This is a genomic window from Ensifer sp. Root142, assembly GCF_001426785.1.
Classification (GTDB): Bacteria; Pseudomonadota; Alphaproteobacteria; order Rhizobiales; family Rhizobiaceae; genus Ensifer; species Ensifer canadensis.
Map to the genome: position 1 here is coordinate 207143 of NZ_LMFK01000046.1, position 23045 is coordinate 230187.

The 23045-nt window shown below is 62.9% G+C and carries 27 protein-coding genes; 11 read left to right on the forward strand and 16 right to left on the reverse strand.

Features of this window, described 5'->3' with window-relative positions:
• The first annotated feature begins 99 nt into the window (after window positions 1–99).
• The 4 genes from ASD52_RS31460 to ASD52_RS40845 all read left to right on the forward strand — a co-directional run bounded on the left by ASD52_RS31460 (window position 100) and on the right by ASD52_RS40845 (window position 2645).
• Window positions 100–648 (forward strand): L,D-transpeptidase family protein, encoded by a 549-nt coding sequence (locus tag ASD52_RS31460; RefSeq protein ID WP_025425163.1) that lies wholly within the window; start codon window positions 100–102, stop codon window positions 646–648.
• 156 nt (window positions 649–804) lie between these two features.
• Entirely contained in the window at window positions 805–1455 is a 651-nt protein-coding gene (locus ASD52_RS31465; RefSeq protein WP_128090482.1) for a DUF6875 domain-containing protein, read from the forward strand.
• Between the two features lie 3 nt (window positions 1456–1458).
• Window positions 1459–2397, forward strand: coding sequence for a GNAT family N-acetyltransferase (locus ASD52_RS40840; RefSeq protein ID WP_082571914.1), 939 nt, complete (start codon window positions 1459–1461; stop codon window positions 2395–2397).
• Entirely contained in the window at window positions 2346–2645 is a 300-nt protein-coding gene (locus tag ASD52_RS40845; protein ID WP_156613064.1) for a GNAT family N-acetyltransferase, read from the forward strand. The genes ASD52_RS40840 and ASD52_RS40845 overlap by 52 nt, the downstream gene beginning before the upstream one ends.
• A gap of 25 nt (window positions 2646–2670) precedes the next feature.
• Here ASD52_RS40845 and ASD52_RS31475 read toward each other — a convergent pair whose 3' ends face one another.
• The 5 genes from ASD52_RS31475 to rplS all read right to left on the reverse strand — a co-directional run bounded on the left by ASD52_RS31475 (window position 2671) and on the right by rplS (window position 7442).
• Entirely contained in the window at window positions 2671–3207 is a 537-nt protein-coding gene (locus ASD52_RS31475) for a histidine phosphatase family protein (RefSeq protein WP_025425166.1), read from the reverse strand.
• A gap of 271 nt (window positions 3208–3478) precedes the next feature.
• The gene (leuC, locus tag ASD52_RS31480; RefSeq protein ID WP_025425167.1) at window positions 3479–4888 is read right to left on the reverse strand and encodes a 3-isopropylmalate dehydratase large subunit; all 1410 of its coding nucleotides are present in this window, start codon (window positions 4886–4888) and stop codon (window positions 3479–3481) included.
• Window positions 4889–5131: 243 nt separating this feature from the next.
• Window positions 5132–5953 carry an amino acid ABC transporter permease gene (locus ASD52_RS31485; RefSeq protein WP_025425168.1) on the reverse strand — a complete coding sequence of 274 codons (822 nt, stop codon included), beginning with the start codon at window positions 5951–5953 and terminating at the stop codon, window positions 5132–5134.
• 9 nt (window positions 5954–5962) lie between these two features.
• Window positions 5963–6772: a transporter substrate-binding domain-containing protein gene (locus ASD52_RS31490; protein WP_025425169.1), complete on the reverse strand. Its 810-nt coding sequence runs from the start codon at window positions 6770–6772 to the stop codon at window positions 5963–5965.
• A 127-nt stretch (window positions 6773–6899) separates the two neighbouring features.
• Window positions 6900–7442, reverse strand: a complete 543-nt coding sequence (gene rplS, locus ASD52_RS31495) for a 50S ribosomal protein L19 (protein ID WP_025425170.1) — start codon at window positions 7440–7442, stop codon at window positions 6900–6902.
• Between the two features lie 327 nt (window positions 7443–7769).
• On the opposite strand from rplS, the gene ASD52_RS31500 reads away from it, so the two are divergent.
• The gene (locus tag ASD52_RS31500) at window positions 7770–8516 is read left to right on the forward strand and encodes a sulfite exporter TauE/SafE family protein (protein ID WP_025425171.1); all 747 of its coding nucleotides are present in this window, start codon (window positions 7770–7772) and stop codon (window positions 8514–8516) included.
• Here ASD52_RS31500 and trmD read toward each other — a convergent pair.
• The 6 genes from trmD to ASD52_RS31530 form a co-directional block, all read right to left on the reverse strand.
• Window positions 8498–9190, reverse strand: a complete 693-nt coding sequence (gene trmD, locus ASD52_RS31505) for a tRNA (guanosine(37)-N1)-methyltransferase TrmD (RefSeq protein WP_025425172.1) — start codon at window positions 9188–9190, stop codon at window positions 8498–8500. The genes ASD52_RS31500 and trmD overlap by 19 nt on opposite strands.
• An 11-nt stretch (window positions 9191–9201) precedes the next feature.
• Window positions 9202–9762, reverse strand: coding sequence for a ribosome maturation factor RimM (gene rimM, locus ASD52_RS31510; RefSeq protein WP_025425173.1), 561 nt, complete (start codon window positions 9760–9762; stop codon window positions 9202–9204).
• A 92-nt stretch (window positions 9763–9854) separates the two neighbouring features.
• Window positions 9855–10229, reverse strand: coding sequence for a 30S ribosomal protein S16 (gene rpsP, locus ASD52_RS31515; protein ID WP_025425174.1), 375 nt, complete (start codon window positions 10227–10229; stop codon window positions 9855–9857).
• Between the two features lie 37 nt (window positions 10230–10266).
• On the reverse strand, window positions 10267–10602 hold the full coding sequence (locus tag ASD52_RS31520) for a chorismate mutase (RefSeq protein ID WP_025425175.1): 336 nt from the start codon (window positions 10600–10602) through the stop codon (window positions 10267–10269).
• Between the two features lie 13 nt (window positions 10603–10615).
• Window positions 10616–12178 (reverse strand): signal recognition particle protein, encoded by a 1563-nt coding sequence (gene ffh / locus ASD52_RS31525; protein ID WP_025425176.1) that lies wholly within the window; start codon window positions 12176–12178, stop codon window positions 10616–10618.
• A 303-nt stretch (window positions 12179–12481) separates the two neighbouring features.
• Window positions 12482–12964, reverse strand: coding sequence for a MarR family transcriptional regulator (locus ASD52_RS31530; RefSeq protein ID WP_025425177.1), 483 nt, complete (start codon window positions 12962–12964; stop codon window positions 12482–12484).
• A 129-nt stretch (window positions 12965–13093) separates the two neighbouring features.
• Here ASD52_RS31530 and ASD52_RS31535 point away from each other — a divergent pair, with 129 nt between their 5' ends.
• The 6 genes from ASD52_RS31535 (at window position 13094) to ASD52_RS31560 (ending at window position 19521) form a co-directional block, all read left to right on the forward strand.
• The gene (locus ASD52_RS31535) at window positions 13094–14107 is read left to right on the forward strand and encodes an MBL fold metallo-hydrolase (RefSeq protein WP_057210863.1); all 1014 of its coding nucleotides are present in this window, start codon (window positions 13094–13096) and stop codon (window positions 14105–14107) included.
• A 106-nt stretch (window positions 14108–14213) separates the two neighbouring features.
• Window positions 14214–15119: a diaminopimelate epimerase gene (dapF, locus tag ASD52_RS31540; RefSeq protein ID WP_171520372.1), complete on the forward strand. Its 906-nt coding sequence runs from the start codon at window positions 14214–14216 to the stop codon at window positions 15117–15119.
• Window positions 15116–16390: a tRNA (N(6)-L-threonylcarbamoyladenosine(37)-C(2))-methylthiotransferase MtaB gene (gene mtaB / locus ASD52_RS31545; RefSeq protein ID WP_025425180.1), complete on the forward strand. Its 1275-nt coding sequence runs from the start codon at window positions 15116–15118 to the stop codon at window positions 16388–16390. The genes dapF and mtaB overlap by 4 nt, the downstream gene beginning before the upstream one ends.
• A gap of 18 nt (window positions 16391–16408) precedes the next feature.
• Window positions 16409–18100, forward strand: coding sequence for a signal recognition particle-docking protein FtsY (gene ftsY / locus ASD52_RS31550; RefSeq protein ID WP_025425181.1), 1692 nt, complete (start codon window positions 16409–16411; stop codon window positions 18098–18100).
• Window positions 18101–18298: 198 nt separating this feature from the next.
• On the forward strand, window positions 18299–18931 hold the full coding sequence (locus tag ASD52_RS31555; protein WP_025425182.1) for a septation protein A: 633 nt from the start codon (window positions 18299–18301) through the stop codon (window positions 18929–18931).
• Entirely contained in the window at window positions 18928–19521 is a 594-nt protein-coding gene (locus tag ASD52_RS31560; protein ID WP_025425183.1) for a DUF2585 domain-containing protein, read from the forward strand. The genes ASD52_RS31555 and ASD52_RS31560 overlap by 4 nt, the downstream gene beginning before the upstream one ends.
• Before the next feature lie 284 nt (window positions 19522–19805).
• Here ASD52_RS31560 and ASD52_RS31565 read toward each other — a convergent pair whose 3' ends face one another.
• The 5 genes from ASD52_RS31565 to ccmA all read right to left on the reverse strand — a co-directional run bounded on the left by ASD52_RS31565 (window position 19806) and on the right by ccmA (window position 22881).
• On the reverse strand, window positions 19806–20414 hold the full coding sequence (locus tag ASD52_RS31565) for a DsbE family thiol:disulfide interchange protein (RefSeq protein WP_057210868.1): 609 nt from the start codon (window positions 20412–20414) through the stop codon (window positions 19806–19808).
• Window positions 20411–20587 carry a heme exporter protein CcmD gene (gene ccmD, locus ASD52_RS36650; RefSeq protein ID WP_171520373.1) on the reverse strand — a complete coding sequence of 59 codons (177 nt, stop codon included), beginning with the start codon at window positions 20585–20587 and terminating at the stop codon, window positions 20411–20413. The genes ASD52_RS31565 and ccmD overlap by 4 nt, the downstream gene beginning before the upstream one ends.
• 5 nt (window positions 20588–20592) lie before the next feature.
• On the reverse strand, window positions 20593–21354 hold the full coding sequence (locus ASD52_RS31570; protein WP_025425185.1) for a heme ABC transporter permease: 762 nt from the start codon (window positions 21352–21354) through the stop codon (window positions 20593–20595).
• A gap of 177 nt (window positions 21355–21531) precedes the next feature.
• Window positions 21532–22191: a heme exporter protein CcmB gene (gene ccmB / locus ASD52_RS31575; RefSeq protein ID WP_025425186.1), complete on the reverse strand. Its 660-nt coding sequence runs from the start codon at window positions 22189–22191 to the stop codon at window positions 21532–21534.
• A gap of 39 nt (window positions 22192–22230) precedes the next feature.
• Complete coding sequence (gene ccmA / locus ASD52_RS31580) at window positions 22231–22881, reverse strand: heme ABC exporter ATP-binding protein CcmA (protein ID WP_025425187.1); 651 nt, start codon at window positions 22879–22881, stop codon at window positions 22231–22233.
• Window positions 22882–23045 lie beyond the last annotated feature (164 nt).

A 23045-nucleotide genomic window follows, 5' to 3' on the forward strand; every position in this document is an offset into this window, starting at 1 on the left:
CCGTGTTGGCAAGCGAACCGGTTTTGGAACCTCGTTATATATGCAACCGTGCTTATGGTGCCCGCCAAATCACGGACAATTCAAAAATCTGTGAGAGAGATGCGCAAGAAAACGTCGGGAAGAAGGCCAGTCAAATCCGTCATCACCGTCCGGCCTGCCCCGCTTGATCGCAGGCGTGCACTGGTTACCTTCGATGGCCGCACGGAGCAAGCGGCCATCGGCCGCAGCGGCATTACCAGCCGCAAGCGCGAGGGCGACGGTGCCACGCCGCGCGCCGCGATGAAACTCATCGGCGGCTATGTCAGGCGCGACCGCATCCTGCTGCCGCCGACGCCGCTGCCGATGCGGGCCACGCGTAACGGCATGCTCTGGTGCGACGCTCCCAGTCATGCCCGCTACAACCGTCCAGCCAATGCGCCCTTCGCGCCGAGCCACGAGGACATGATGCGCACGGACAGGCTCTACGACATCTGCCTGGTGATGGACTGGAACCTGACCAGCCGGCGCCGTTATGCCGGGTCGGCAATATTCTTTCACCTCATCCGCCCCGGATACGAGCCGACCGAGGGCTGCGTCGCCATAAGCCTTGCCGCCATGCGCCGGCTGATCCCGCATCTGCGTCGCGGCACCGTCGTCAAAGTTGTCTAATGTCGACGCTGCAATATGAGGCATGACCGGCGATCGAAAGAAGAATTCGGAAAGCATAGATCACGCGAGAAACCTCACCGGCCACAACCATCAACACTTCCGCAAGCTCTGGTGTCTATGTAGCCTCAAGCGAGATTTGCAGGACGAGTGCTGCCGATGCTGACCAAGACGGCCAAAGCGATACCGGCGACCGACGGACGGTTCTTCGGGATAAAAGAGGTTCGTGATAGCGCGGACGGCGTCTCGCAAGGTTCCGACATTGCGCAGCTGCTCGACTGGGTCGAATCCTATCTGATGGCCGGCCATTCCGATCTCGGACGAACCGGCGCTGTCTGCCCCTTTACCCGCCAGGCCGCCAAGATCGATACCGTCCGGTTGGCGATTTCTGACGCGCGCGCCGAGGACGAAGACACGGTCTTTGCGCTCATCCGTGGCGCATTCGGCGAACTCGAAGCCATCCCCTGCAAACCCGCGATGAAGCATTTCCGCACGGTGATCGTTGGCTTTCCTGACTGCGCCGATGCGGATGGGATCGCGATGTTGAAGCGCATCCAGCGGCGGCATCGGTTCTATTCACTCGCCCGCGCCCGGATGATCGGCATGATGCATGCAGGCTCCGAGGATCGCGGCCTGTGGAACCCGGACTTCCGACCACTGCGCTCGCCGATGCCGGTTCTCGCGATCCGGCATCTGGTCGAGAACGATGCCCCGTTCGCCGCTCTCCACCCCGCCCTCATGGTTGCCTATCTTGCCCGTTTCCCGATCAGAGGAACGCGGCGGCTCGTCAATCACTTCCGAAGCGGCTGAGCCATGCCCGGCCGAGCGACGTCGCCGATCGCCGACGCAGTTGAGATAACTCCGAGCTCTCAGCTTTTGGGCGACAATCTCCAAATCAGTTGCGTCACAAGTCTCGAAGGCTTCGAGGCCCTGCACAAGGAATGGGACGACCTGTTCGAGCGGACGGCGGAGCCTCAGCAGGTGTTCCAGCGTCATATCTTCCTGCGACACTGGGCGCGGCACTATCTCGATCCAAAGACGCAGCTCTGCATCCTCATCGGTCGTATCGACGGGCGTCTCGTCACCCTCTGGCCACTGGTGCGCCGGCGCAAGCTTGGTTTTGATGTGCTTGGTTTCATGGGAGCGCCGGTGACCCAATTCGGCGACGTGCTCGTCGAGGCCGGCGAGAACAGACACGCCTTGCTCGAAGCCGGCTGGAACGCCGTCGCATCGCTCGGCGCCGATCTCTTCGAAGCACGGCGGGTAAGAGCGGATGCTGCCCTATGCGGATCGGTGATCCCAAGCGGCGCCTCCTTGCCTGGCGACGTGCAGGCGCCTTTCGCAAGCCTGTCACGGCGGGTGACAGCCGATGGCCCCGGCATCGCCTATTCCGCACGCGAGCGCTCGAACTATCGGCGCCGGCTGCGAAGGCTGCGAGAGCACGGCGACATCACCTTTACCGAGCCGGAGCCGGGGTCAACAGCCGCAACGGCCGCAGCCGCTGCCATCACCATCAAGAAGAACTGGCTGCTCGAAAACGCGATCCTGTCGCCGACCGTCATGGACAGCCGCTTCCAAGCGTTCTTCGAGGACCTGGCCGGCGATCCCGGCGCCGGCCTCTGCGCCTCGACGATCGCCTGCGATGGGCGGCCGATCGGCGTCGATCTGTCCTTCGATTGCAAGGGCCAACCTTCGGACACGTGCTGGCAACCGACCCTGGCTATGACCGCGAGGGCCTCGGGCGGCTGCTGATCCACCGGACATTCGCGGCCGCCGCCGATCGCGGCAGCCGTGTCTTCGACCTGCTGGCGCCAGCGGATGGCTACAAGATGCAGCACGCCGACGGGCTGGTTGCCGTCAGCGACTATGCTTTCGCGTTCTCCTGGCGCGGCTGGCTGCTGCGCGAGCTTGTCATGGCGCGGCTGCAACCGGCGGCCAAGGTCTTGGCAAAGCGCCTTCCGTCCGCCCTTGTGCGCAGGCTGGCAAAACACAAGATCTGATCCAATCAGGCAAGCCGGCGCGGCCTCAGGCGAGTTGGCGCGGCGTGACGAAATCGATGAGACGGCACCGGCCCGATGCCAGGTCCTCCCAACTGGAGCCGTCGAACGCGAGTACGGCAAGCGCCGCTGTCGGAAACTTCTCCCGCATGCGCGCGAGCGCCTCCTGCCTGCCCGATCCGGCCAGCAGATGCGCAAGTTCCTCCATGCCCGGATTGTGGCCAACGACAAGCAGGTTACGGATATCAGGGTCAACGGCGCGAATGGTCGCCAGAATGGCGGGTGCCCCAACTTCGTAGATGTCGCGCGTCTCACGGGTGGGGATTGGCGGCGGCAGGTTATCCCGAACCAGCGCCCAGGTTTCCCGCGCACGTCGCGCAGTGGAAACGATCGCGAGCCCCGGGATCAGCCCTTTGCGCTTCATATCTGCGCCGATCAGTGGCGCCGCCTTGCGGCCGCGCTCGCCGAGCGGCCGGTCGTGATCCGGCACGCCGTCCGGCCATGCGGACTTGGCATGGCGCAACAGCATCAGGCGGTATGTTTTCGCCCCGCGATCCCCGGCCATCACGTCCTCCTTCGCAGCGAAGTACGATCTACTCCGTCAGGTCCATTCTGGCATCGCTTCGACGTTTTGTCCCCGTACTGCATAATTCCTTAAATCGGAATCGATTTAAGGAGGAAATTATGCAGCAGGTTTAATGCGCTACAGCGTCCTTTGCGCCTCATATCTGACGCGCAAAGGACGCTGTAGGAGTGAACCACAAAAAAGGCCGCCCCGAAGGGCGGCCATCAACGCCGGAAAGCTCAGGAACCGGCTTATTTCCACTCGCGCCAGCTTACTTCCACTCACGAATGTCGACGAAATGTCCGGCGACCGCTGCGGCCGCCGCCATTGCCGGCGATACCAGATGTGTGCGTCCCTTGAAGCCCTGGCGGCCTTCGAAGTTACGGTTGGAGGTCGAGGCACAGCGCTCGCCCGGCTTCAGCCGGTCGTCGTTCATCGCCAGGCACATCGAGCAGCCCGGCTCGCGCCAGTCGAAGCCCGCTTCCCGGAAGATCTTGTCGAGGCCTTCGGCTTCCGCCTGCTCCTTGACGAGGCCGGAGCCCGGAACAATCATCGCCGAAACGGTCGGCGCAACCTTGCGGCCTTCGACGACAGCGGCAACGGCGCGCAGATCCTCGATGCGGCCGTTGGTGCACGAGCCGATGAAGACGCGGTCGATGGCGATGTCAGTGATCTTGGTGCCGGGCTTCAGGCCCATGTAGTCAAGCGCGCGCCACTTGGAGGTGCGCTTGTTTTCTTCCGGGATCTCGTCCGGGTTCGGGACGATGCCCTGAACCGAGATGACGTCCTCAGGCGACGAACCCCAGGAGACGATCGGCGGCAGATCGGCAGCGTCGAGCACGACGACGCGATCGTAATGCGCGCCTTCGTCGGTGTGCAGCGTCTTCCAATAGTCAAGCGCCATTTCCCAGGCCTTGCCCTTCGGCGCGCGCGGCTTGTCCTTGATGTATTCGAAGGTCGTTTCGTCGGGCGCGATCAGGCCGGCGCGGGCACCGCCTTCGATCGTCATGTTGCAGATGGTCATGCGGCCTTCCATCGACAGCGAGCGGATCGCTTCGCCGGCAAACTCGATGACGTGTCCGGTGCCACCGGCGGTACCGATCTCACCGATGATGGCAAGGATGATGTCCTTGGCGGTCACACCTGGCGGCAGCTGGCCGTCGACGCGCACCAGCATGTTCTTGGCCTTCTGCTGGATCAGCGTCTGGGTCGCAAGCACGTGCTCGACTTCCGACGTGCCGATGCCATGCGCCAGCGCGCCGAAGGCACCATGCGTCGAGGTGTGGCTGTCGCCGCAAACGATGGTCATGCCCGGCAGCGTGAAGCCCTGCTCCGGGCCGACGATGTGCACGATGCCCTGGCGCTTGTCGTTTTCCGAGTAGTATTCGACACCGAACTCGGCTGCGTTCGTGGCGAGCGCCTCGACCTGGATGCGGCTCTCCTCGTTCTTGATGCCGAGATGGCGATCAGGTGAGGTCGGCACGTTGTGGTCGACGACGGCGAGCGTCTTTTCCGGAGCGCGGACCTTGCGGCCAGCCATGCGCAGGCCCTCGAAAGCCTGCGGGCTCGTCACCTCATGAACGAGATGACGATCGATGTAGAGAAGACAGGTGCCATCGTCCTGGCTGTTGACCAGATGGTCGTCCCAGATCTTGTCATAGAGAGTACGCGGTGCGCTCATGGCGATATATCCATCGAATTTTCAGAAGTAAGGGAAAAGCCGGCAGCAAGGCAGCCGGAAACACTGATCAAGGGATCAGGATAGGAGGCTTGTCAGCGCCCCGGATACGCGCGCAAAAAAGCGTGCCGGCAGACGCTTGTGGTCCTGCAGCACGACGATTTTTTGCTCTCGACATCCGAACTTGGATTCCATGAGGCCGTACATATCAATTTTTTGACACTTCGGCAATCGGTGGAAGCAGCCTCAACGCTGCTCGGCGCGCCGCAACCGCCGCTCGATCCCCCGCAAGCCCAGCGACAGGCCAATGGTCAGGACGAGATAGACATAGGCAACGATCGAATAGGTCTCGAAGAAGCGAAAGGAACCGGAGGCGTAGACCTTGCCCATCTGGGTGATGTCGGCGACGCCGAGCACCGAGACCAGCGAGGAGTCCTTGACCATGGCGACGAAGTCGTTGCCGAGCGGCGGCAGGATCACGCGGATCGCCTGCGGGAAGATCACCAGGCGAAACCGCTGGTAGCGCGTCAGGCCCAGCGCCTTGGCTGCCTCGACCTGACCCTTGTCGACCGAGAGGATGCCGGCCCGAAAGACTTCGGCGATGAAGGCGGAATAGCCGATCATCAGCGCCATGATCGCCCGCCACATCAGCGAGATGTCGCGCACCACCACCGGCTCCATCCAGCCGGCCGATATCAGCGGCGCGGTGATGAAGTTGGCGACCGTGACGAGCGTCGGCGCGCCGACGAAGGCGATGTAGAACAACAGGACGAGGATCGGCACGCCGCGGATGACCTCGGTGTAGAAGCGTGCGATCTGGCGAAGTGCCGCGTGCTCCGACAGCGCCATCAGCGCAATGCCGAGACCGAGCGTCGTCGCCAGCACGAAGCCCATCAGGGTCACGAAAATGGTGACGCCAATGCCCTTGAGGACGACGTTGAAGACTTCGGTGTAGATGTCATTGGTGACGATAACAGCGGCGAGCGCCACGGCAATCACCAGAAGGGCGACCAGCCACCAGGGATAGTCGCCCTTTCCGGACTTATCAGTCGATTGTGGGGAGGCCATGGCCTGCGATCAGCCGCCCATCTTGTAGTCGAGGAACCACTTCTTATCCAAGGCGTCGAAGGTTCCATCTTCCTTCAGCGCCTTGATCGCGGCGTTCACCGGGCCGACCAGGTCCGAACCCTTGGGATAGATGAAGCCGAAATCCTCGGTGCCGAGCGGGCCGCCGACGACCTTCAGCTTGCCTTCGGACGAATCGACATACCCCTTGGCGGCAACGCTGTCGGTCAGGACGACGTCGACGTCGCCGGCCTTGAGCGCCTGCACGGTGGCACCGAAGGTTTCGAACAGCTTGATGCGCGGGTTCTGCTCGTTGCCATCGAGCATTTCGTAGACGGCGGTGTAGAACGGCGAGGTGCCCGGCTGTGCGCCGACCAGACCGTCGGCGAAGGCGCCGAAGCTCTTGCCGTCGTTGAAGCGGTTCTCGTCGCCGCGCACCAGCATGAACTGCTGCGAGCGCATGTACGGATCGGAGAAGTCGACCTTCTCCTTGCGGTCGTCCTTGATGGTAATGCCGGTCATGCCGATCTGGTACTGGCCGTCGTGAACAGCCTGGATCATCGCGTCCCAGCTGGTGTTCTGGTACTCGACCTTGAAGTTCAGACGCTTGGCGATCTCGTTCATCGCATCATATTCCCAGCCGATCGCCTCACCGGTCTTCGGATCGACGAACTGCAGCGGCGGGTAGGCATTTTCCGTGACGACGACAACCGTCTTGCCACCGAGATCCGGCAGGTCGCTGGCGAAAGCCGGTGCAGAAAAAGCAAATGGAACGGCAAGTGCGGCTGCGATGCCCGCAAGCACATGGCGACGGATTGTCATTGGAAGAGCTCCCGAAAAGTGTGGCAGCGAAAAATGTCACGGATTGCTAAGAAAAGACAAGCGCATAGTACCAAAAAAGAAAGGCGGCCCGAGGCCGCCTTCCCTACAATCCCAAAGGATTGAAATCTTATTCCGCTGCGGCTTCAGCTGCCTTGGCTTCGGCGGCTTCTGCTGCTGCCTTGGCTTCTGCGGCTTCGGCTGCTGCCTTTTCGGCTGCAAGAGCCTGAGCTGCTGCGATCTTTTCAGCTTCGATCCGTGCCTTTTCCTCGACAACGGCCTGGCGCTCGGCGTCGTTCAGCTTGCGGGCGCGCGTACCGGTGTTTTCAACGATACGAGCCGACTTGCCGCGACGATCGCGCAGGTAGTAGAGCTTGGCGCGACGGACCTTACCGCGGCGAACCACTTCAACGCTCTCGACGAGCGGCGAGTAAACCGGGAATACGCGCTCAACGCCTTCGCCGTAGGAGATCTTGCGAACGGTGAAGCTTTCGTTGATGCCGCCGCCCGAACGAGCGATGCAAACGCCTTCATAGGCCTGAACGCGGGTACGCGTGCCTTCGACAACGCGGACGTTGACGCGCAGCGTGTCGCCTGCGGAGAAATCGGGGAGCGTGCGCTTGGCGGCAATCTTGGCGGCCTGTTCGGCTTCCAGCTGCTGGATGATGTTCATCGGGTTAACCTTTCAAGTTCTTCTGAAACAGCCAGAGCGCTCTCGATCGACCTGTCGGACGTACCTTCAGATGTTGCCGGACCCCGGCAGGAGCGGATTCACCATTCTTTGTTGGTGGTCGACGGGCAAACAACCCGAACCGGGGCGGCACTTACACGAAGAAAACCCGCTTGTCATCCCCGCAAGCCATATTTTCCGGGCCATGGAGGCGTTCGGCGCGAATTCTATCAGAGATTTCGAAATAACGCGCATTGAAATGCATTCAATCGCGGGCTTGCGGCTGCAAAGCCCGCGGGCTATGCCGAGCTGGGGGCGATGGGGGAGACCATGCATTTCTTCGAAGTACTTCTGCTTTTCGTCGCCGGTTTCCTGTCGGGCGTGGTCAATGCGATTGCCGGTGGCGGAACCTTCCTCACCTTCGGCGCCATGACCCTTGGCGGGTTGCCGCCGATTGTCGCCAATGCCACGTCGTCGATCATCCAGCTTCCCGGCTATATCACCTCGACCCTTGCCTATGCCAAGGAGATCCGCGCGGACCGCCGCCAGGCGATCCTGCTTGGCGTCATTTCGGCGGTCGGCGGACTTGCCGGCGCGGTGTTGCTGATCTCCCTGTCGAACGCCTCGTTTCGTGCGCTCGTCCCCTGGCTGCTGATCGCCGCGACGGCGATCTTCGCCGCCGGGCCGCTCCTGAAGCCCAAGGCCCGCATCGACGAGCATGCGATCAGCCCGGCCGGTGTCGTCAGCCAGTTCGCAACCTCGATCTATGGCGGCTTCTTCGGCGCCGGCATGGGCATCATGATGCTGGCGGTGTTGGGACTTGCCACCGGTGGCGGCTATCACCGCCTGAATGCGCTGAAGAACTTCATCTCGATCGTCATCGCCACCATCGCCATCGTGGTCTTCGCCGCCGGCGGGGTCGTGTCGTGGCTGCATGCGGCGATCATGGTTCCCGGTGCCGCCCTCGGCGGTTATCTCGGCGTCTGGGCGGCACGGCGCGTGCCGCAGGCGGTGATCCGCGCCTTGGTCGTCGCGGTCGGCTTGCTGCTCGCCGCCTATTACTTCTTCACGGGTTGAGGAAGCAGGTCCGGCCGACGCGCCTCGGTCAGCCGACGGGCTTCCGCCTCGCGCCACTTGGCGATGGCGCCGTGATTGCCCGAGGTCAGCACGGCCGGGATCTCCCTGCCCTCGAAGACCTGCGGACGGGTATAGTGCGGATGCTCCAGCAACCCGCCTTCGAAGCTTTCGTGAACGCCCGACAGCTCGTTGCCCATCACCCCGGGCAGGATGCGCACGACGGCATCGAGCAGCGTCAGCGCTGCCGGCTCGCCGCCCGAGAGGATATAGTCGCCGATCGACACTTCCTCGAGCGCGCGCCCGTCGATGACGCGCTGGTCGACACCTTCGAACCGCCCGCAGACGATGACCACGCCGGGACCGTCGGCAAGTTCGCGCACGCGCTTCTGCGTCAAGGGCCTACCGCGCGGGCTCATCAGCAGCCGCGGGCGATGATCGTCCTGCGACACCGCGTCGATCGCACGGGCGAGGACGTCGGGCCTCAGCACCATGCCGGCGCCGCCGCCGGCCGGCGTATCGTCGACGGTCCGGTGCTTGTCCTCCGCAAAGTCACGGATCTGCACGGCATCGATCGACCATTGGCCGCGCTCCAGCGCCCGGCCGGAGAGCGAGGCGCCGAGATGGCCGGGAAACATTTCGGGATAGAGCGTGAGAACCGTTGCGCGGAAGGACATTGCCTTGGCGCTCACTTGCGCTTGGCCGAAAACGGGCTGCCGGGCTCGTCCTTGTCGTCGATGAGGCCGGCGGCCAGCGGATCGACCAGCAGCTTGCCGCCTTCCAAATCGATCTCCAGAACGGACCATTCAGTAAAGGGAATGAGCACGGGGCGCTTGCCCGGCCCCTTGAGCTCCAGCAGGTCGCCCGCGCCGAAATCGAACACGCCCGTCACGGTGCCGTAGCTCTTGCCGCTGCCGTCGATGGCCTCGAGGCCCTCGAGGTCGGCATAGAAGAATTCGTCTTCGTCGAGATCGTCGTCGGGCAGATTGTCGCGATCGACGAACAGTTCGAGGCCATTCAGCGCCTCGGCGGCCGTGCGGTCGTTGACGCCGCGAAAGCGGACGACGACCACGTTCTTGGCCTCGCGGATTTCCAGCACCTCGAACACGCGCCCATCGGCGCTATGGAGATGGCCATAATCGCCGAGTGCCGTCGGGTCGTCGGTGAAAGACTTGACCCTGACCTCGCCGCGCAAACCTTGCGCCGCGCCGACAGTCGCCATCAGAACCGGGTTTTCGAGTTTGCTCATCATCCGTATCCGTTTGGGGATTTCAGGGTGCACATAACGGAAAACGGGCGGCATGGAAATGCCGCCCGTCTCCTTCATCCGTTTGCCGGATATTATTCCGCGGCACCTTCGGCAGCGGCAGCAGCGGCGTCTTCGGCCTTCTGCTTGGCTTCAGCAGCGCGCTCCTGAGCCTTCTTGCCCGGCAGACCCTTGTTCGGGTTGCTGCGAGCCGGACGCTGAGCGATACCGGCCTGGTCGAGGAAGCGCATGACGCGGTCGGTCGGCTGGGCGCCCTGGGCGATCCAGTGGCTGATGCGCTCGGCGTTCAGCTCGACGCGCTTTTCGTCGTCCTTGCCGAGCATCGGGTTCCAGGAACCGATCTTCTCGAGGAAGCGGCCGTCACGCGGGCTGCGGGCGTCGGCAACGACGATCTGGTAGTAAGGACGCTTCTTGGAACCGCCACGGGCGAGACGAATTTTCAGTGCCATTTGAGTAACTCCTTGCAGGCTTTCTTGACCGCTTCGTTCAAGCGGAATGGGTGGTGCCGACGGTGCCCGCGGAATGCGTGCGATCGGCGGCGATGGCTTCATGATGCCGGATGACTTCCTTGATGATGAAGTTCAGGAACTTCTCGGCGAAATCCGGATCCAGATTGGCATCCTTCGCCAGGTGGCGAAGACGTTCGATCTGGTATTCTTCGCGCGCCGCATCGGCCGGCGGCAGATTGTGCTTGGCCTTGAGAACGCCGACCGCCTGGGTGCAGCGGAACCGTTCGGCCAGCATGTGGACGAGCGCGGCATCGATGTTGTCGATCGACTGCCGGTAACCCGCCAATTCCTTTTTGATTTCGGGATCAATCATCTCTCACCGATCCTCACTTCTTCTTGGGTAGGCCCGGAAGGCCGGGGAAACCGCCAAGGCCCGGAAGCTTGGCGCCGCCGAGACCGGGCAGGCCGCCGCCGCCAAGGCCCGGCATGCCGCCGGGCTTGAGGCCGGCTGCTTCCGCCTGCTTCTGCAACGCTTCGAGCTGCTTGGGGTCGAGGCTCGACAGATCGGGCATGCCGCCGCCACCAAGGCCGCCGAGGCCCATCTTGCTGGCAAGGCCGCCCATCATCTGCTTCATCATGCCGCCTTTGCCCTTGCCGCCCATCATCTTCATCATGTCCGCCATCTGGCGGTGCATCTTCAGAAGCTTGTTGATGTCGGCAGCATCGGTGCCGGAACCGGCGGCGATGCGCTTCTTGCGGGAATGCTTCAGCATGTCCGGGTTGGCGCGCTCGGCCCTGGTCATCGAGGAGATGATGGCGATCTGGCGTCCGAACAGCTTGTCGTCGAGACCGGCCGAGGCCATCTTGTCCTTCATGCCGGCCATGCCGGGCATCAGGCCCATGATACCGCCCATGCCGCCCATCTTCTGCATCTGACGCAATTGGTCGGCGAGGTCGTTCAGGTCGAACTTGCCCTTGGCCATCTTGGCGGCCATTGCGGCCGCCTTTTCGGCGTCGATGTTCTCGGCAGCCTTTTCGACCAGCGAGATGATGTCGCCCATGCCGAGGATACGGTCGGCAACGCGGCGCGGATGGAACTCTTCGAGTTCGCCCATCTTTTCGCCGACGCCGATGAGCTTGATCGGCTTGCCGGTAACGGCGCGCATCGAAAGTGCTGCACCGCCGCGGCCGTCGCCGTCCATACGGGTGAGCACGAGGCCGGTGATGCCGACGCGTTCGTCGAAGTTGCGGGCGAGGTTGACGGCATCCTGACCGGTCAGCGCATCGGCGACCAGCAGGATCTCATGCGGATTGGACTTCCGCTTGATTTCCGCCATCTCGATCATCAGCGGCTCGTCGATATGCGTACGGCCGGCGGTGTCGAGGATGACGATGTCGTGGCCGCCGAGCTTGGCGGCCTGCACGGCGCGCGCGGCGATATCGGTCGGCGACTGGCCGGCGATGATTGGCAGCGTATCGACGCCGGCCTGAACGCCGAGCTGGCGAAGCTGCTCCTGGGCGGCCGGACGACGGGTGTCGAGCGAAGCCATCAGGACCTTCTTTTTGTCCCGCGTCTTCATCCGGCTGGCGATCTTGCCGGTGGTCGTCGTCTTGCCCGAGCCCTGCAGACCGACCATCATGATGACGACCGGTGCCGGCGCATTGAGGTCGATAGTGACGCCCTCGGAGCCCAGCATCTCGACCAGCTCGTCATGGACGAGCTTGACGACCATCTGCCCGGGCTTGATCGATTTCAGGATCTCGGCGCCAACGGCCTTCTCGCGAACCTTTTCAGTAAAGGAGCGCACGACGTCGAGGGCGACATCGGCTTCGAGCAACGCACGGCGAACCTCGCGAAGCGCCGCGGAAACATCTGCTTCCGACAATGCGCCGCGGCCGGTCAGTCCATTCAATATGGAACCAAGGCGGTCCTGGAGGCTCTCGAACATTCTCACTTCCTTCTGGTTTCCGGTGGCATGGAGACTAGCCGGAAACGTGGGTTCCTTCGCCTGAAAAACAAGGCGCAAAGCCAAAAACCACCCGAGGGCGCAACGCGCTGTCGGATGTTGACCTCCGGGCTCTCTTTATACCTTTACGGGGCCTGGTCGGTGGCTTCGAAGTCATCAACTTGCGAAGGAATTTGCCGCGATAAACAGGAAAGCGGCCGAAAAGTCAAGAACGGCCGGCAAATCCGGCAGCAGGGATTTCAGGCACGGACTGCGCCGCGACGCTCACAGCACCAATCCCGGCGGTCAAGAGCCTTCCTTGTCATCCGCTGCGCCAAGTTCACGTGCCAGCTCATCGAACGCCGTCGCGACGCGGGTCATGACCCTGAGTGCCGCAACCACTTCGGTCTGGTTGATATCGCCCAGAACCGCGTGCAGCAATTCGAGTTCGCGCCGGTGGATGGCCTCGAACAGGTCGCGACCGACAACGCTCGGCGCACAGAAATAGGCGCGTCGATGTTCCGGGTTGGGTTGCTTTTCCAGAAGTCCCTTTTCCAGCAGTCCGACGACGACGCGCAGCACGAACTGCCGTTTCATCGACAACCGCCGCGCCGCCTCCGGCACTGTCAATGGCTCCACGCAGAGAAGCTCGAGCACCGCCCTTTCGGCGACGGATATGCCCGAACCTTCCAGCATGTGCTCGATCGAACGATGCACATTGAGATGGATCGGCCGGACCAGTTTGATGGCCTTGTACAGACGTTCCTGTTTGTCGAAGCGAACCAGCATGAGGCACGATAGCAATCAAGTTGCTATTTTCAAGAATTTCTTAAACCTTGTCCCCTCACCCTGTCACGACGCATCGCAAGCGCCTATCTTTTTCAGACACCGCCACCAAACAATCGCCGGAAAGCGACGATGCCGAAGGTCAATCCTTATTATCGGGGGCCCGCCTCCGACCACTTCGACGGAACGCGGTTCTTCAACCCCAATGGCCGGCAGCCGCGGGGCATGGGCGACCTTCTGCGCTGGCAGCTCGGTCGAGGCAAGGTGAGGTGGCCGACGCATTATCCAAGCCCGTTTCAGCAGGCAAAGCCGGAGCTGAGCATCGAGGCCGACCGCCTGCGGGTGACGATGATCGGCCACGCGAGCCTTTTGATCCAGGTGCATGGCTTCAACATACTGACCGACCCGGTCTGGGCACACAGGGTGAGCCCGTTTTCCTTCGTCGGCCCAGCACGGCGCAATGCGCCAGGCATCGAGATGGACGATCTGCCGCCGATCGACCTCGTGCTCGTCACCCACAACCACTACGACCATCTCGATCTCGATACGCTGGCAGCCCTCAACGAAGAGCACAGTCCGCTGATCGTCACGCCGCTCGGCAACGACACAATCATCCGCCGCGCCGTGCCGGACGCGACCATATCCGTTCTCGACTGGGGCGACCGGCTGGACCTTGAAGACGAACTGGTGATCCATGCCGAGCCCTGCCATCACTGGTCGGCGCGCGGCTCCGGCGATCGCCGCATGGCGCTCTGGGCGGCCTTCGTCATCGAAACCCCTGTTGGCAAGATTTACCACGTCGGCGACACCGGCTTTCACGGCGGCATCAACTATCGCGCCGCCCGCGAAAAACATGGCGGCTTCCGCCTCGCCAACCTGCCCTTCGGCGCCTACGAGCCGCGCTGGTTCATGCAGGATCATCACCAGAACCCGGAAGAGGCGGTGCAGGGCATGATCGACTGCGCCGCCGACCACGTGGCTGGGCACCACTGGGGAACCTTCCGCTTGACCGATGAAGGCGTCGATGCACCGGTCAAGGCGCTCGAACAGGCGCTTGACGAGGCCGAGATTGCCCGCACGCGCTTCAGGGCCATGCGCCCGGGCGAAATCTTCGATGTGCCGCCTTCGTCGTCGACGCGCCAATGAAGCCGGCACTGGGAAGCCGGCACTGGTAATTTCCGGGCTTTTCCGCCATATACAGCCCAAATGAAGGGTGCCTCCGCTTGGCGAGGCTGGTTTGGACAATCGCGACATGGTCGACAACGTGCAATTTGCCAGAATGAACGGGCTTGGAAACAAGATCCTGGTCGTCGACATGCGCGGCCGCCGCGACCGCGTGACGCCGCAGGCTGCCATATCGCTCAACGCCGATCCGGCCACCGCCTTCGACCAGATCATGGCGATCCACGATCCGAAGGCCGCCGGCACCGACGCGTGGATCGATATCGTCAATTCCGACGGCTCGATGGCCCAGGCCTGCGGTAACGGCACGCGCTGCGTCGTCCAGGCGCTTGCCGCCGAAACCGGTAAGAAGGCCTTTCTCTTCCATACGGTTGCTGGCCTGCTCGAAGCCAAGGAGCACGACGACGGCACGATCTCCGTCGACATGGGAAGCCCGCGCTTCGGCTGGGACGAAATCCCGCTGTCGGAAGAGTTTCACGACACGCGCCGGATCGAGCTGCAGATCGGCCCGATCGACAATCCCGTGCTGCATTCGCCGTCGGTTGCCTCGATGGGCAATCCGCACGCGATCTTCTGGGTCGACAACGACGTCTGGTCCTATGACCTCGAACGCTTCGGGCCGCTGCTCGAAAACCACCCGATGTTCCCGGAGCGGGCCAACATCTCGATTGCGCGCGTGCTTTCGCGAAATGAACTGGACCTCAGAACCTGGGAACGCGGGGCCGGCCTGACGCTTGCCTGCGGTTCTGCTGCCTGTGCTGCGGCCGTCAGCGCCGCCCGGACCGACCGCACCGACCGCAGGGTGATCGTCAACGTGCCCGGTGGCCCACTGTCGATCGAGTGGCGTGAAGCGGACGACCATGTCGTCATGACCGGCCCGGCCGAATGGGAATGGTCGGGAACCGTCGACCCTGCGACCGGCGCCTGGCAGCGCGATGAAACCCAACCGGGAACCGCCGAGGCCCGGGCGCTTTGAGCGGCGTCGAGGTCATAACCTTCGGCTGCCGTCTCAATACCTACGAATCCGAAGTGATGCGGGCGGAAGCCGAAAAGGCGGGGTTGAACAACGCCATCCTCGTCAACACCTGTGCGGTGACCGGCGAGGCCGTGCGCCAGGCGCGCCAGGCGATCCGCCGCGCCCGCCGCGACAACCCGCATGCCCGCATCATTGTCACCGGCTGCGCCGCCCAGACGGAGAAGGAAACCTTCGCCGGTATGGCCGAGGTCGACGCCGTGCTCGGCAACGAGGAGAAGCTGAAAAGCGCCTCCTACCGATCGCTGCCCGATTTCGGCGTCTCGGCGGAAGAAAAGCTGCGCGTCAACGACATCATGAGCGTGCGGGCCACAGCACCACAGATGGTCAAGCATATCGACGGTCACGTACGCGCCTTCATCCAGGTGCAGAACGGCTGCGATCACCGCTGTACCTTCTGCATCATCCCTTATGGACGCGGCAATTCCCGCTCGGTACCGATGGGTGCGGTGGTCGACCAGGCACGCAGGCTCGTCGAGGGCGGCTACAGCGAGATCGTGCTCACCGGCGTCGATGCGACGAGCTACGGCGCCGATCTGCCGGGAACCCCGACGCTGGGACTGTTGGCAAAGACGCTTCTCAAACAGGTGCCGGATATCCGCCGCCTGCGCCTTTCCTCGATCGACGGCATCGAGGCCGACGGCCATCTGTTCGATTTGATTGCCGACGAAGCGCGCTTCATGCCGCATCTGCATCTGTCGCTGCAGCATGGCGACGACATGATCCTGAAGCGCATGAAACGTCGCCATTCGAGCGCCGACGCCCTCGCCTTCACGGACAAGGTCCGGCGCTTGCGCCCCGATATCAGTCTCGGCGCCGACATGATCGCCGGCTTCCCGACGGAAACCGAAGAGATGTTTGAAAATGCCGTGCGGCTTGCCAAGGATTGCGGCATCGCCCATCTGCACGTCTTTCCCTATAGCCCCCGTCCCGGCACGCCGGCAGCGCGTATGCCGCAGCTTGACCGGGCGCTGGTCAAGGATCGCGCCGCCCGCCTTCGCGCGACGGGCGCGGCCCTTTATGCCCGCCATCTCGAAGGCATGGTCGGCAGCGCGCAGACGCTGCTGGTCGAAAACAACGGCCTCGCTCACACCGAAAACTTCACGCTCGTCGACGCCGCCGGCCTCAAACCCCGTGCGCTTGTGCCGGTCACGATCACCGGCCACAATGGCAAGCATCTGACGATGCAGGTAAAACAGATGGCTGCGGCCTGACTCATGCGGAATCCCTGAATGGCAATCGGTTTCATCAAGAAGATCTTCTCCTTCGGCAAGGGCACTGTCGAGGAAACCAAGCCGCAGGATGCCGCGCCGGAAGCGGACGTCGCAGCAGCGGTACCGGCCGAAGTGCCGCCGGCGCCGGAGCCCGTTATCCCCGAGGCGATCGCCCCGGTCGACGTAGAAATCGACGAGCCCGTTGCCGAGCAGTCCGCGGCCGAAGAAGCCTCTGAAGAACTGCTTGAGCCGCTGTCTGATATCGAAGCCCTGCCGCTTGCCGTCGAGGACCCGATCCTGCCGGCCGAGATCGAGACCGCGGGCGGACCGGCATCGGACGAGGCGCGCAACGACGAGAATACCTCTGTCAGCGAAGACGCGGTCGTGCCCGTGGATGCAGCGGCAGAACAGGGAGAACTGTCGCCCACAACGCAAGAGGCGCTTGAGGCCTACGCCGCGCTTCAGGAAACAGCACCGGAAGAGCCGCCTGTCGAGCCAGAGGATCTGGCCGAGCAGGAGGAAATCGCAGCCGTCGAAGATCAGCCGATCGGCGACGATGCGAGCGATGAACTGGCTGCAGATGCGGCACCTGTCGAGGATGTCGTCGAACAAGACGACAGTGTTTTCGAGGCGCCAGTTTCAGAGGCAGCGGTCCCCGAGGAGCCGGTCCTCGGAACGCCGCTGCCCGAAGCACCTGCCCCCGAAGCTGTTATTGCCGCCAGCCTGCCGAAGGGTTTTGCCAGCGCTGCCGAGCGCGCGCAGGAAGAGCCCGTTGCCGCGCCACAGCCCAAGCTTACCTGGTATCAGCGCCTGCGCCGCGGGCTTGCCCGCACCTCGTCGCAACTGACCGGCCAGATCGCCAGCCTCTTTACCAAGCGCAAGCTCGACGAGGCGACGCTGCAGGACCTGGAGGATCTGCTGATCCAGGCCGATCTCGGCGTCGAGACTGCCATGCGCATCACCGATACGCTCGCCTCCGAGCGCTACGGCAAGGACGTGTCCGGCGAGGACGTGTCGCGGATCATGGCCGGCGAAATCACCAAGGTGCTTTCGCCCGTCGCCAAGCCGCTGGAACTCGACCTCAGCCACAAGCCGCATGTCATCCTGGTCGTCGGCGTCAACGGCACGGGCAAGACCACGACGATCGGCAAGCTCGCGGCCAAGTTGTCGGGCGCCGGCCTCAAGGTGATGCTCGCCGCCGGCGACACCTTCCGCGCCGCCGCCATCGAGCAGCTGAAGATCTGGGCCGATCGCACCAAGTCCGACATCGTTTCATCGAAGCTCGGCGCCGATGCCGCCGGCCTTGCTTATGAGGCCTTCCAGCAGGCGCGCGAAAAGAAGGCCGACGTGCTGATCATCGACACCGCGGGTCGGCTGCAGAACAAGGCCGAGCTGATGGCCGAACTGGAAAAGATCGTGCGCGTGCTCGGCAAGCTCGACCCGGACGCACCGCACACGGTGCTGCAGACGCTTGACGCCACCACCGGCCAGAACGCGCTGCAGCAGGTGGAGATCTTCCGCAACGTCGCCGGCGTCAGCGGGCTGATCATGACCAAGCTCGACGGCACGGCCCGCGGCGGCATTCTCGTCGCCATCTCCGCCAAGCACAAGCTGCCGGTCTATTTCATCGGCGTCGGCGAAGGCATCGACGATCTCGAACCATTCGAGGCCAAGGATTTCGCCGAGGCGATCGCGGGCGTCGCCGCGTGACGGCGGATGTCCGCCACGTCTTGTTCGAGGCAATGCGCCATAAGAGGCAATCTTTGATCGGCAGCATGATTTGCCCGTAAATCGGTTCCGATTTACGGAAATGTCCGGTGGCGTTTGCGCAAGCCGGCTGCCTTGATATGGTTTTGCCGCAAAGCTGGTGTTATGAGCGGCAGGCACATGCAAAAACAGGATCCCGAAATGTCGACGATCGAGGCTACCAAGCCGCAGAAGGAAGTCAGCCCGCTGTTGAAGCTGGTGCTGGAGCTCGGACCCCTGATGGTCTTCTTCTTCGCCAATTCCCGCGGCGAGTGGCTGGCCGGACATTTCCCGACGCTCTCCGAACTCGGCGGCCCGATCTTCATCGCGACCGGCCTGTTCATGGCCGCCACCGCGATTGCGCTCGTGGTCTCCTGGATGCTGACGCGCACGCTGCCTATGATGCCACTGATCTCCGGCATCGTCGTCTTCGTCTTCGGCGCGCTGACCCTCTGGCTGCAGAACGATACCTTCATCAAGATGAAACCGACGATCGTCAACACGCTGTTCGGCACGATCCTGCTCGGCGGGCTTCTCTTCGGCAAGTCGTTGCTCGGCTACGTCTTCCACTCCGCCTTCAAGCTCGATGAAGACGGCTGGCGCAAGCTGACGGTGCGGTGGGGCATTTTCTTCCTGGTGCTGGCCGTACTCAACGAGGTCATCTGGCGTTCGTTCTCCACCGATTTCTGGGTGGCGTTCAAGGTCTGGGGCACGATGCCCATCACCATCCTGTTTACACTGGCGCAAATGCCGTTGATCATGAAGCATTCGCTGGATCAGGATAGCGCCAAGTGAGCACAGCCATCGACGGCAATGACAGTCAGAACCGGCGGGCGCTGCTCTGGTTCGTGGCCTGTGTCGGCGTTCTCGCGATCCAGGTCATCACCCAGCATCTGATGGGTCGCATCTGGATCTGCGACTGCGGCTACGTCAAAATCTTCGAACCCGTCGTCAAATCGAGCGGCAATTCCCAGCACATTGCTGACTGGTACACGCCGTCGCACATCATCCACGGCTTCCTGTTCTATGGCCTCGGCCACCTGCTTCTGCGCGGCAAGCCACTGACCGCCAAGCTGTTCCTGGCGATGGTCATCGAATCCGCCTGGGAGATCGCCGAAAACACCCCAATGGTGATCGACCGCTACCGCTCGGCGACGATCTCGCTCGACTATTTCGGCGACAGCATCCTCAATTCGACGATGGACACGCTGGCCATGGTCGCCGGCTTCCTGTTTGCCGCCCGCATGCCCGTCTGGCTGACCGTTTTGATCGCCATCGGCTTCGAACTCTTCACCGGCTGGCTGATCCGCGACAACCTCACCCTCAATGTGCTGATGCTGGTCTGGCCGCTGGATGCAATTCGCGAGTGGCAGGCGGCGATTTAAGGCGGCGGTTCGCTCATCCCCGCCCCCGGAAAGTTGGCTGGAGGCGAACAATCAACCTCCTTCATCCCTGTGCTTGTCACAGGGATCCAGCAGCGCCGCGTCGGCGGCGCGCGAGACTCCGCCCTGACTGCAAGGCGAACTTTCTTGGAAAATTAAGCAGCCCATGGTCATTCACGGTGCGGACGCACCGTGGCTGGATCCCTGTGACGAGCACAGGATGAGGCGCGAATCGTAGCCGTTGCACGAAACGTTACGAGGTCAATTGCGGACTTGGCCTGAACCGCTCAAGAACCAGCGGCAGCCTTCTCGATCGCCGGCATCAGCCCTTCCTTCACGCTCTTCTCGTCGAACGGACCGACGCGCTTGTAAAGGATCGTGCCGTCGGCGCCGACGAGATAGGATTCGGGAATACCGTAGACGCCCCAGTCGATCGCCGCCTTGCCGCGCGGATCAACACCGACGGCTGCAAAGGGATTGCCGAGTTCGCCCAGGAACCGGAGGGCGTTTTCGTTCTGGTCCTTGTAGTTGATGCCGACGACCGTCAGACGCTCGTCCTTCGACAGTTCGAGAATGAACGGATGCTCCTGCCGGCACGGCACACACCAGGAAGCCCAGACATTGACCAGCGTCAGCTTGCCCTTGATGGCAGCGTCGGTCAGCGCCGGCATCGGCTGGCCGTCCCGGGTCGCGCCTTCGAGCGGCGACATGTCGAGCATCGGCGCCTTGGTGCCGATCAGCGCCGAGGGGATTTCGCTGACATCCTTGCCGGAATTGAGCTGGCTCCAGAAGATGGCGGCAAGCGCCGCGAAGATCGCCAGCGGCAGCAGCGCAAGGCCGACACGCAGGGCTCCGGGCTTGCGCTCCTCGCTACCGGGTGCGGGGGTGCTTGTCATCGCGGCTCTCCGGTTGCTGCTTCCGCCGAACGCCGGCGTACCCCAGCCGCTTCGAGTTCGCGCAGCTCACGCTGGCGCGCGCGCCCGTCGGCGATCACCCAGAGACAGAGGCCGACGACGGTCAGCGTCGCGATCCCGTAGCTGGCAAAAACATAGGCAGCGTGGCTCATCATTTGGATCAGACCTCCCGGCCGGCACTTCGGGCCGCCAGACGGCGAAGCGACGTCACACGCCGGCGCCAGATCTCGTTGCGCATGGCGGCGATGTGCAGCGTGAAGAACAGAAGCGTGAAGGCGATGGCCATGACGACGAGCGGGCGGAGAAACTCCGGGTCGATCGTCGGGCCATCAAGCCTGAGTACGCTCGCCGGCTGATGCAGCGTGTTCCACCATTCGACCGAAAACTTGATGATCGGAATGTTGACGAAGCCGACCAGCACCAGCACGGCCGAGACGCGCGACGAACGCGCCGGGTCGTCGATGGCGCGGTTGAGCGCCATCAGCCCGAGATACATCAGAAACAGCACGAAGACCGACGTCAGTCGTGCATCCCAAACCCACCAGGCGCCCCACATCGGTTTGCCCCACAGCGAGCCGGTGACGAGCGCCAGGAAGGTGAAACAGGCGCCGATCGGCGCTGCGGCCCGCGACGACACGTCGGCCAGCGGATGCCGCCAGACGAGCGTGCCAATGGCAGCGAGCGCCATCACCGAGTAACACATCATCGACAGCCAGGCGGCCGGCACATGCACATACATGATGCGCACCGTCTCGCCTTGCTGATAGTCGCCTTCCGTCGTGAACGACAGCCAGAGGCCGAGGACGAAGAAAAGCGCCGTCAGCGCCGCAAACCACGGCAGGACGCGATCGGCCAGCGCCAGAAACCGCGTCGGGTTGGCGAGATCGCTGAATTTGCGGATAGCAAGGCTGTTTTCGCTCATGATGGCTCTTTAACGCCTAAGGCCCTTTGCTGCAATTGATCCCCGTCAATCACGAGATCACGATGGTTCTTCTGTCGCATCAACCCAACGATCATAAACGTCATCGATTTTAACAGGTTAGAGCGGGAGACAGACGGAAAACCGCAAACAGTTTATCGGTTTCCCGCACCATCCGCGTCAGTCGGACGCATGGCGAAGCGCCGCGGCGGCGGCAACCGGCCCGATGACGGCAAAAAACAGGGTGATTGCCATCAATATCATCAAGGGCGGCAGAAACGGGGCCGGGTCCTCGATCGCCGCATAGACGGCGCTGACGCCGAAGATCAGCACCGGAATGGCAAGCGGCAGCACCAGGATCGACACCAGCAGACCACCGCGCGGCAGCGACACGGCAACGGCCGCACCGACGGCACCGATGAAGGTGATCGCCGGCGTTCCGACAAGCAGCGTCAGCATGGTGGCGCCGATTGCAAGCTCGTCCATGTTCATGAACAGGCCGAGCAGCGGTGCAGCGATCACCAGCGGCAGGCCGGTGGCGGCCCAGTGGGCCGCGCATTTGACGAACACGGTGGCGAGCAGCGGCGTTTCCTGCATCAGCATCAGATCGAGCGACCCGTCTTCGCGCTCCGCCTGGAACAGCCGGTCGAGACCGAGCAGCGACGCGAGCAGCGCCCCGATCCACAGGATGGCAGGCCCGATCCGCGCGAGAAGATTAAGGTCAGGGCCGACACCGAAGGGGATGACGGCGACGACCGTCATGAAGAACAAAACGCCGATCATCGCGCCGCCGCCGGCGCGGATGGAAAGCTTGAGGTCGCGGAGGAAGAGCGCGATCACCTGCACGCCCCTTTCATCTCTTTGCCCGCGATCGCCAGATTACGCGTCATGCCACATGCCTCCGCCGACGCCGGCAAAGCCGGTCATCCGCAATTCCCCAGTGCGCTCGAGCCCGAGCGGCTGATGCGTGGCCGCAACGACGATGCCGCCCTGATCCAGATGCGCGTTGACCAATCCGGCAAAAAGCCTGTCGGCACCGGCGTCGAGCGCCGCCGTCGGCTCGTCGAGGATCCAGATCGGACGGTGGGCGACAAGCAGCTTGGCCATCGCCATGCGCCTCTGCTGGCCGGCCGAAAGATAGCCGAAGGGTAGGTGCGCGATCCCAGGAAGGCCGACGGCTTCCACCGCTTCGACCAGGTCCCTGCCCGAGCCACCGGGCGAATCACCCATGAAGTTTTTCCAGAAGGAAAGATTTTCCGCGACGGTCAGCTCGCGTTTCATCGCATTTCGGTGGCCGAGATAGTGGCTGAGCTCTGACGGATGGCGCATTTCAGGAGGGCCATTCTCAAGTTTGAGACTGCCCTTTTCAGCCATGAGAAGACCGGCCAGAACACGCAGCAAAGTCGATTTTCCCGACCCGTTCGGACCCGTCACCACAAGGGCTTCGCCGGCACTAAGAGCAAAGGAAATATCGTTAAAAATCAGATCCTCGCCTCGCCTCGCACTCAGACCTTCAGCCAGCAGGCGCATGAATTTTCAGTTTCCCTTTACACTCTTTGCCGCAGGGCAAAAAAAAGTCCCGATTGGACCTTGGTTGGTCTGGCACGATTTGGAGAAATTATCTATAAGGCGGCCAACACGCCAGCGGTCGGCGTGAATTTCATCCTAGCGCCGAACATGGAATGAATTTCCAC

What these genes read in the sequence shown, in the direction of transcription:
- ASD52_RS31520 (WP_025425175.1), bottom strand. Translation starts at nt 10,602, where the DNA reads ATGATTGATCCCGAAATCAAAAAGGAATTGGCGGGTTACCGGCAGTCG.
- ASD52_RS31570 (WP_025425185.1), bottom strand. Translation starts at nt 21,354, where the DNA reads ATGAGCGAAAACAGCCTTGCTATCCGCAAATTCAGCGATCTCGCCAAC.
- ASD52_RS31490 (WP_025425169.1), bottom strand. Translation starts at nt 6,772, where the DNA reads ATGACAATCCGTCGCCATGTGCTTGCGGGCATCGCAGCCGCACTTGCC.
- ASD52_RS31530 (WP_025425177.1), bottom strand. Translation starts at nt 12,964, where the DNA reads ATGCTGGTTCGCTTCGACAAACAGGAACGTCTGTACAAGGCCATCAAA.
- ASD52_RS31565 (WP_057210868.1), bottom strand. Translation starts at nt 20,414, where the DNA reads ATGACAAGCACCCCCGCACCCGGTAGCGAGGAGCGCAAGCCCGGAGCC.
- trmD (WP_025425172.1), bottom strand. Translation starts at nt 9,190, where the DNA reads ATGTCCTTCCGCGCAACGGTTCTCACGCTCTATCCCGAAATGTTTCCC.
- ftsY (WP_025425181.1), top strand. Translation starts at nt 16,409, where the DNA reads ATGGCAATCGGTTTCATCAAGAAGATCTTCTCCTTCGGCAAGGGCACT.
- rimM (WP_025425173.1), bottom strand. Translation starts at nt 9,762, where the DNA reads ATGAGCAAACTCGAAAACCCGGTTCTGATGGCGACTGTCGGCGCGGCG.
- ASD52_RS31485 (WP_025425168.1), bottom strand. Translation starts at nt 5,953, where the DNA reads ATGGCCTCCCCACAATCGACTGATAAGTCCGGAAAGGGCGACTATCCC.
- ccmA (WP_025425187.1), bottom strand. Translation starts at nt 22,881, where the DNA reads ATGCGCCTGCTGGCTGAAGGTCTGAGTGCGAGGCGAGGCGAGGATCTG.
- ASD52_RS31555 (WP_025425182.1), top strand. Translation starts at nt 18,299, where the DNA reads ATGTCGACGATCGAGGCTACCAAGCCGCAGAAGGAAGTCAGCCCGCTG.
- ASD52_RS31500 (WP_025425171.1), top strand. Translation starts at nt 7,770, where the DNA reads ATGCATTTCTTCGAAGTACTTCTGCTTTTCGTCGCCGGTTTCCTGTCG.
- ccmD (WP_171520373.1), bottom strand. Translation starts at nt 20,587, where the DNA reads ATGATGAGCCACGCTGCCTATGTTTTTGCCAGCTACGGGATCGCGACG.
- leuC (WP_025425167.1), bottom strand. Translation starts at nt 4,888, where the DNA reads ATGAGCGCACCGCGTACTCTCTATGACAAGATCTGGGACGACCATCTG.
- ASD52_RS31465 (WP_128090482.1), top strand. Translation starts at nt 805, where the DNA reads ATGCTGACCAAGACGGCCAAAGCGATACCGGCGACCGACGGACGGTTC.
- rpsP (WP_025425174.1), bottom strand. Translation starts at nt 10,229, where the DNA reads ATGGCACTGAAAATTCGTCTCGCCCGTGGCGGTTCCAAGAAGCGTCCT.
- dapF (WP_171520372.1), top strand. Translation starts at nt 14,214, where the DNA reads ATGGTCGACAACGTGCAATTTGCCAGAATGAACGGGCTTGGAAACAAG.
- ASD52_RS31460 (WP_025425163.1), top strand. Translation starts at nt 100, where the DNA reads ATGCGCAAGAAAACGTCGGGAAGAAGGCCAGTCAAATCCGTCATCACC.
- ASD52_RS31535 (WP_057210863.1), top strand. Translation starts at nt 13,094, where the DNA reads ATGCCGAAGGTCAATCCTTATTATCGGGGGCCCGCCTCCGACCACTTC.
- ASD52_RS31475 (WP_025425166.1), bottom strand. Translation starts at nt 3,207, where the DNA reads ATGGCCGGGGATCGCGGGGCGAAAACATACCGCCTGATGCTGTTGCGC.
- ffh (WP_025425176.1), bottom strand. Translation starts at nt 12,178, where the DNA reads ATGTTCGAGAGCCTCCAGGACCGCCTTGGTTCCATATTGAATGGACTG.
- ASD52_RS40840 (WP_082571914.1), top strand. Translation starts at nt 1,459, where the DNA reads ATGCCCGGCCGAGCGACGTCGCCGATCGCCGACGCAGTTGAGATAACT.
- rplS (WP_025425170.1), bottom strand. Translation starts at nt 7,442, where the DNA reads ATGAACATCATCCAGCAGCTGGAAGCCGAACAGGCCGCCAAGATTGCC.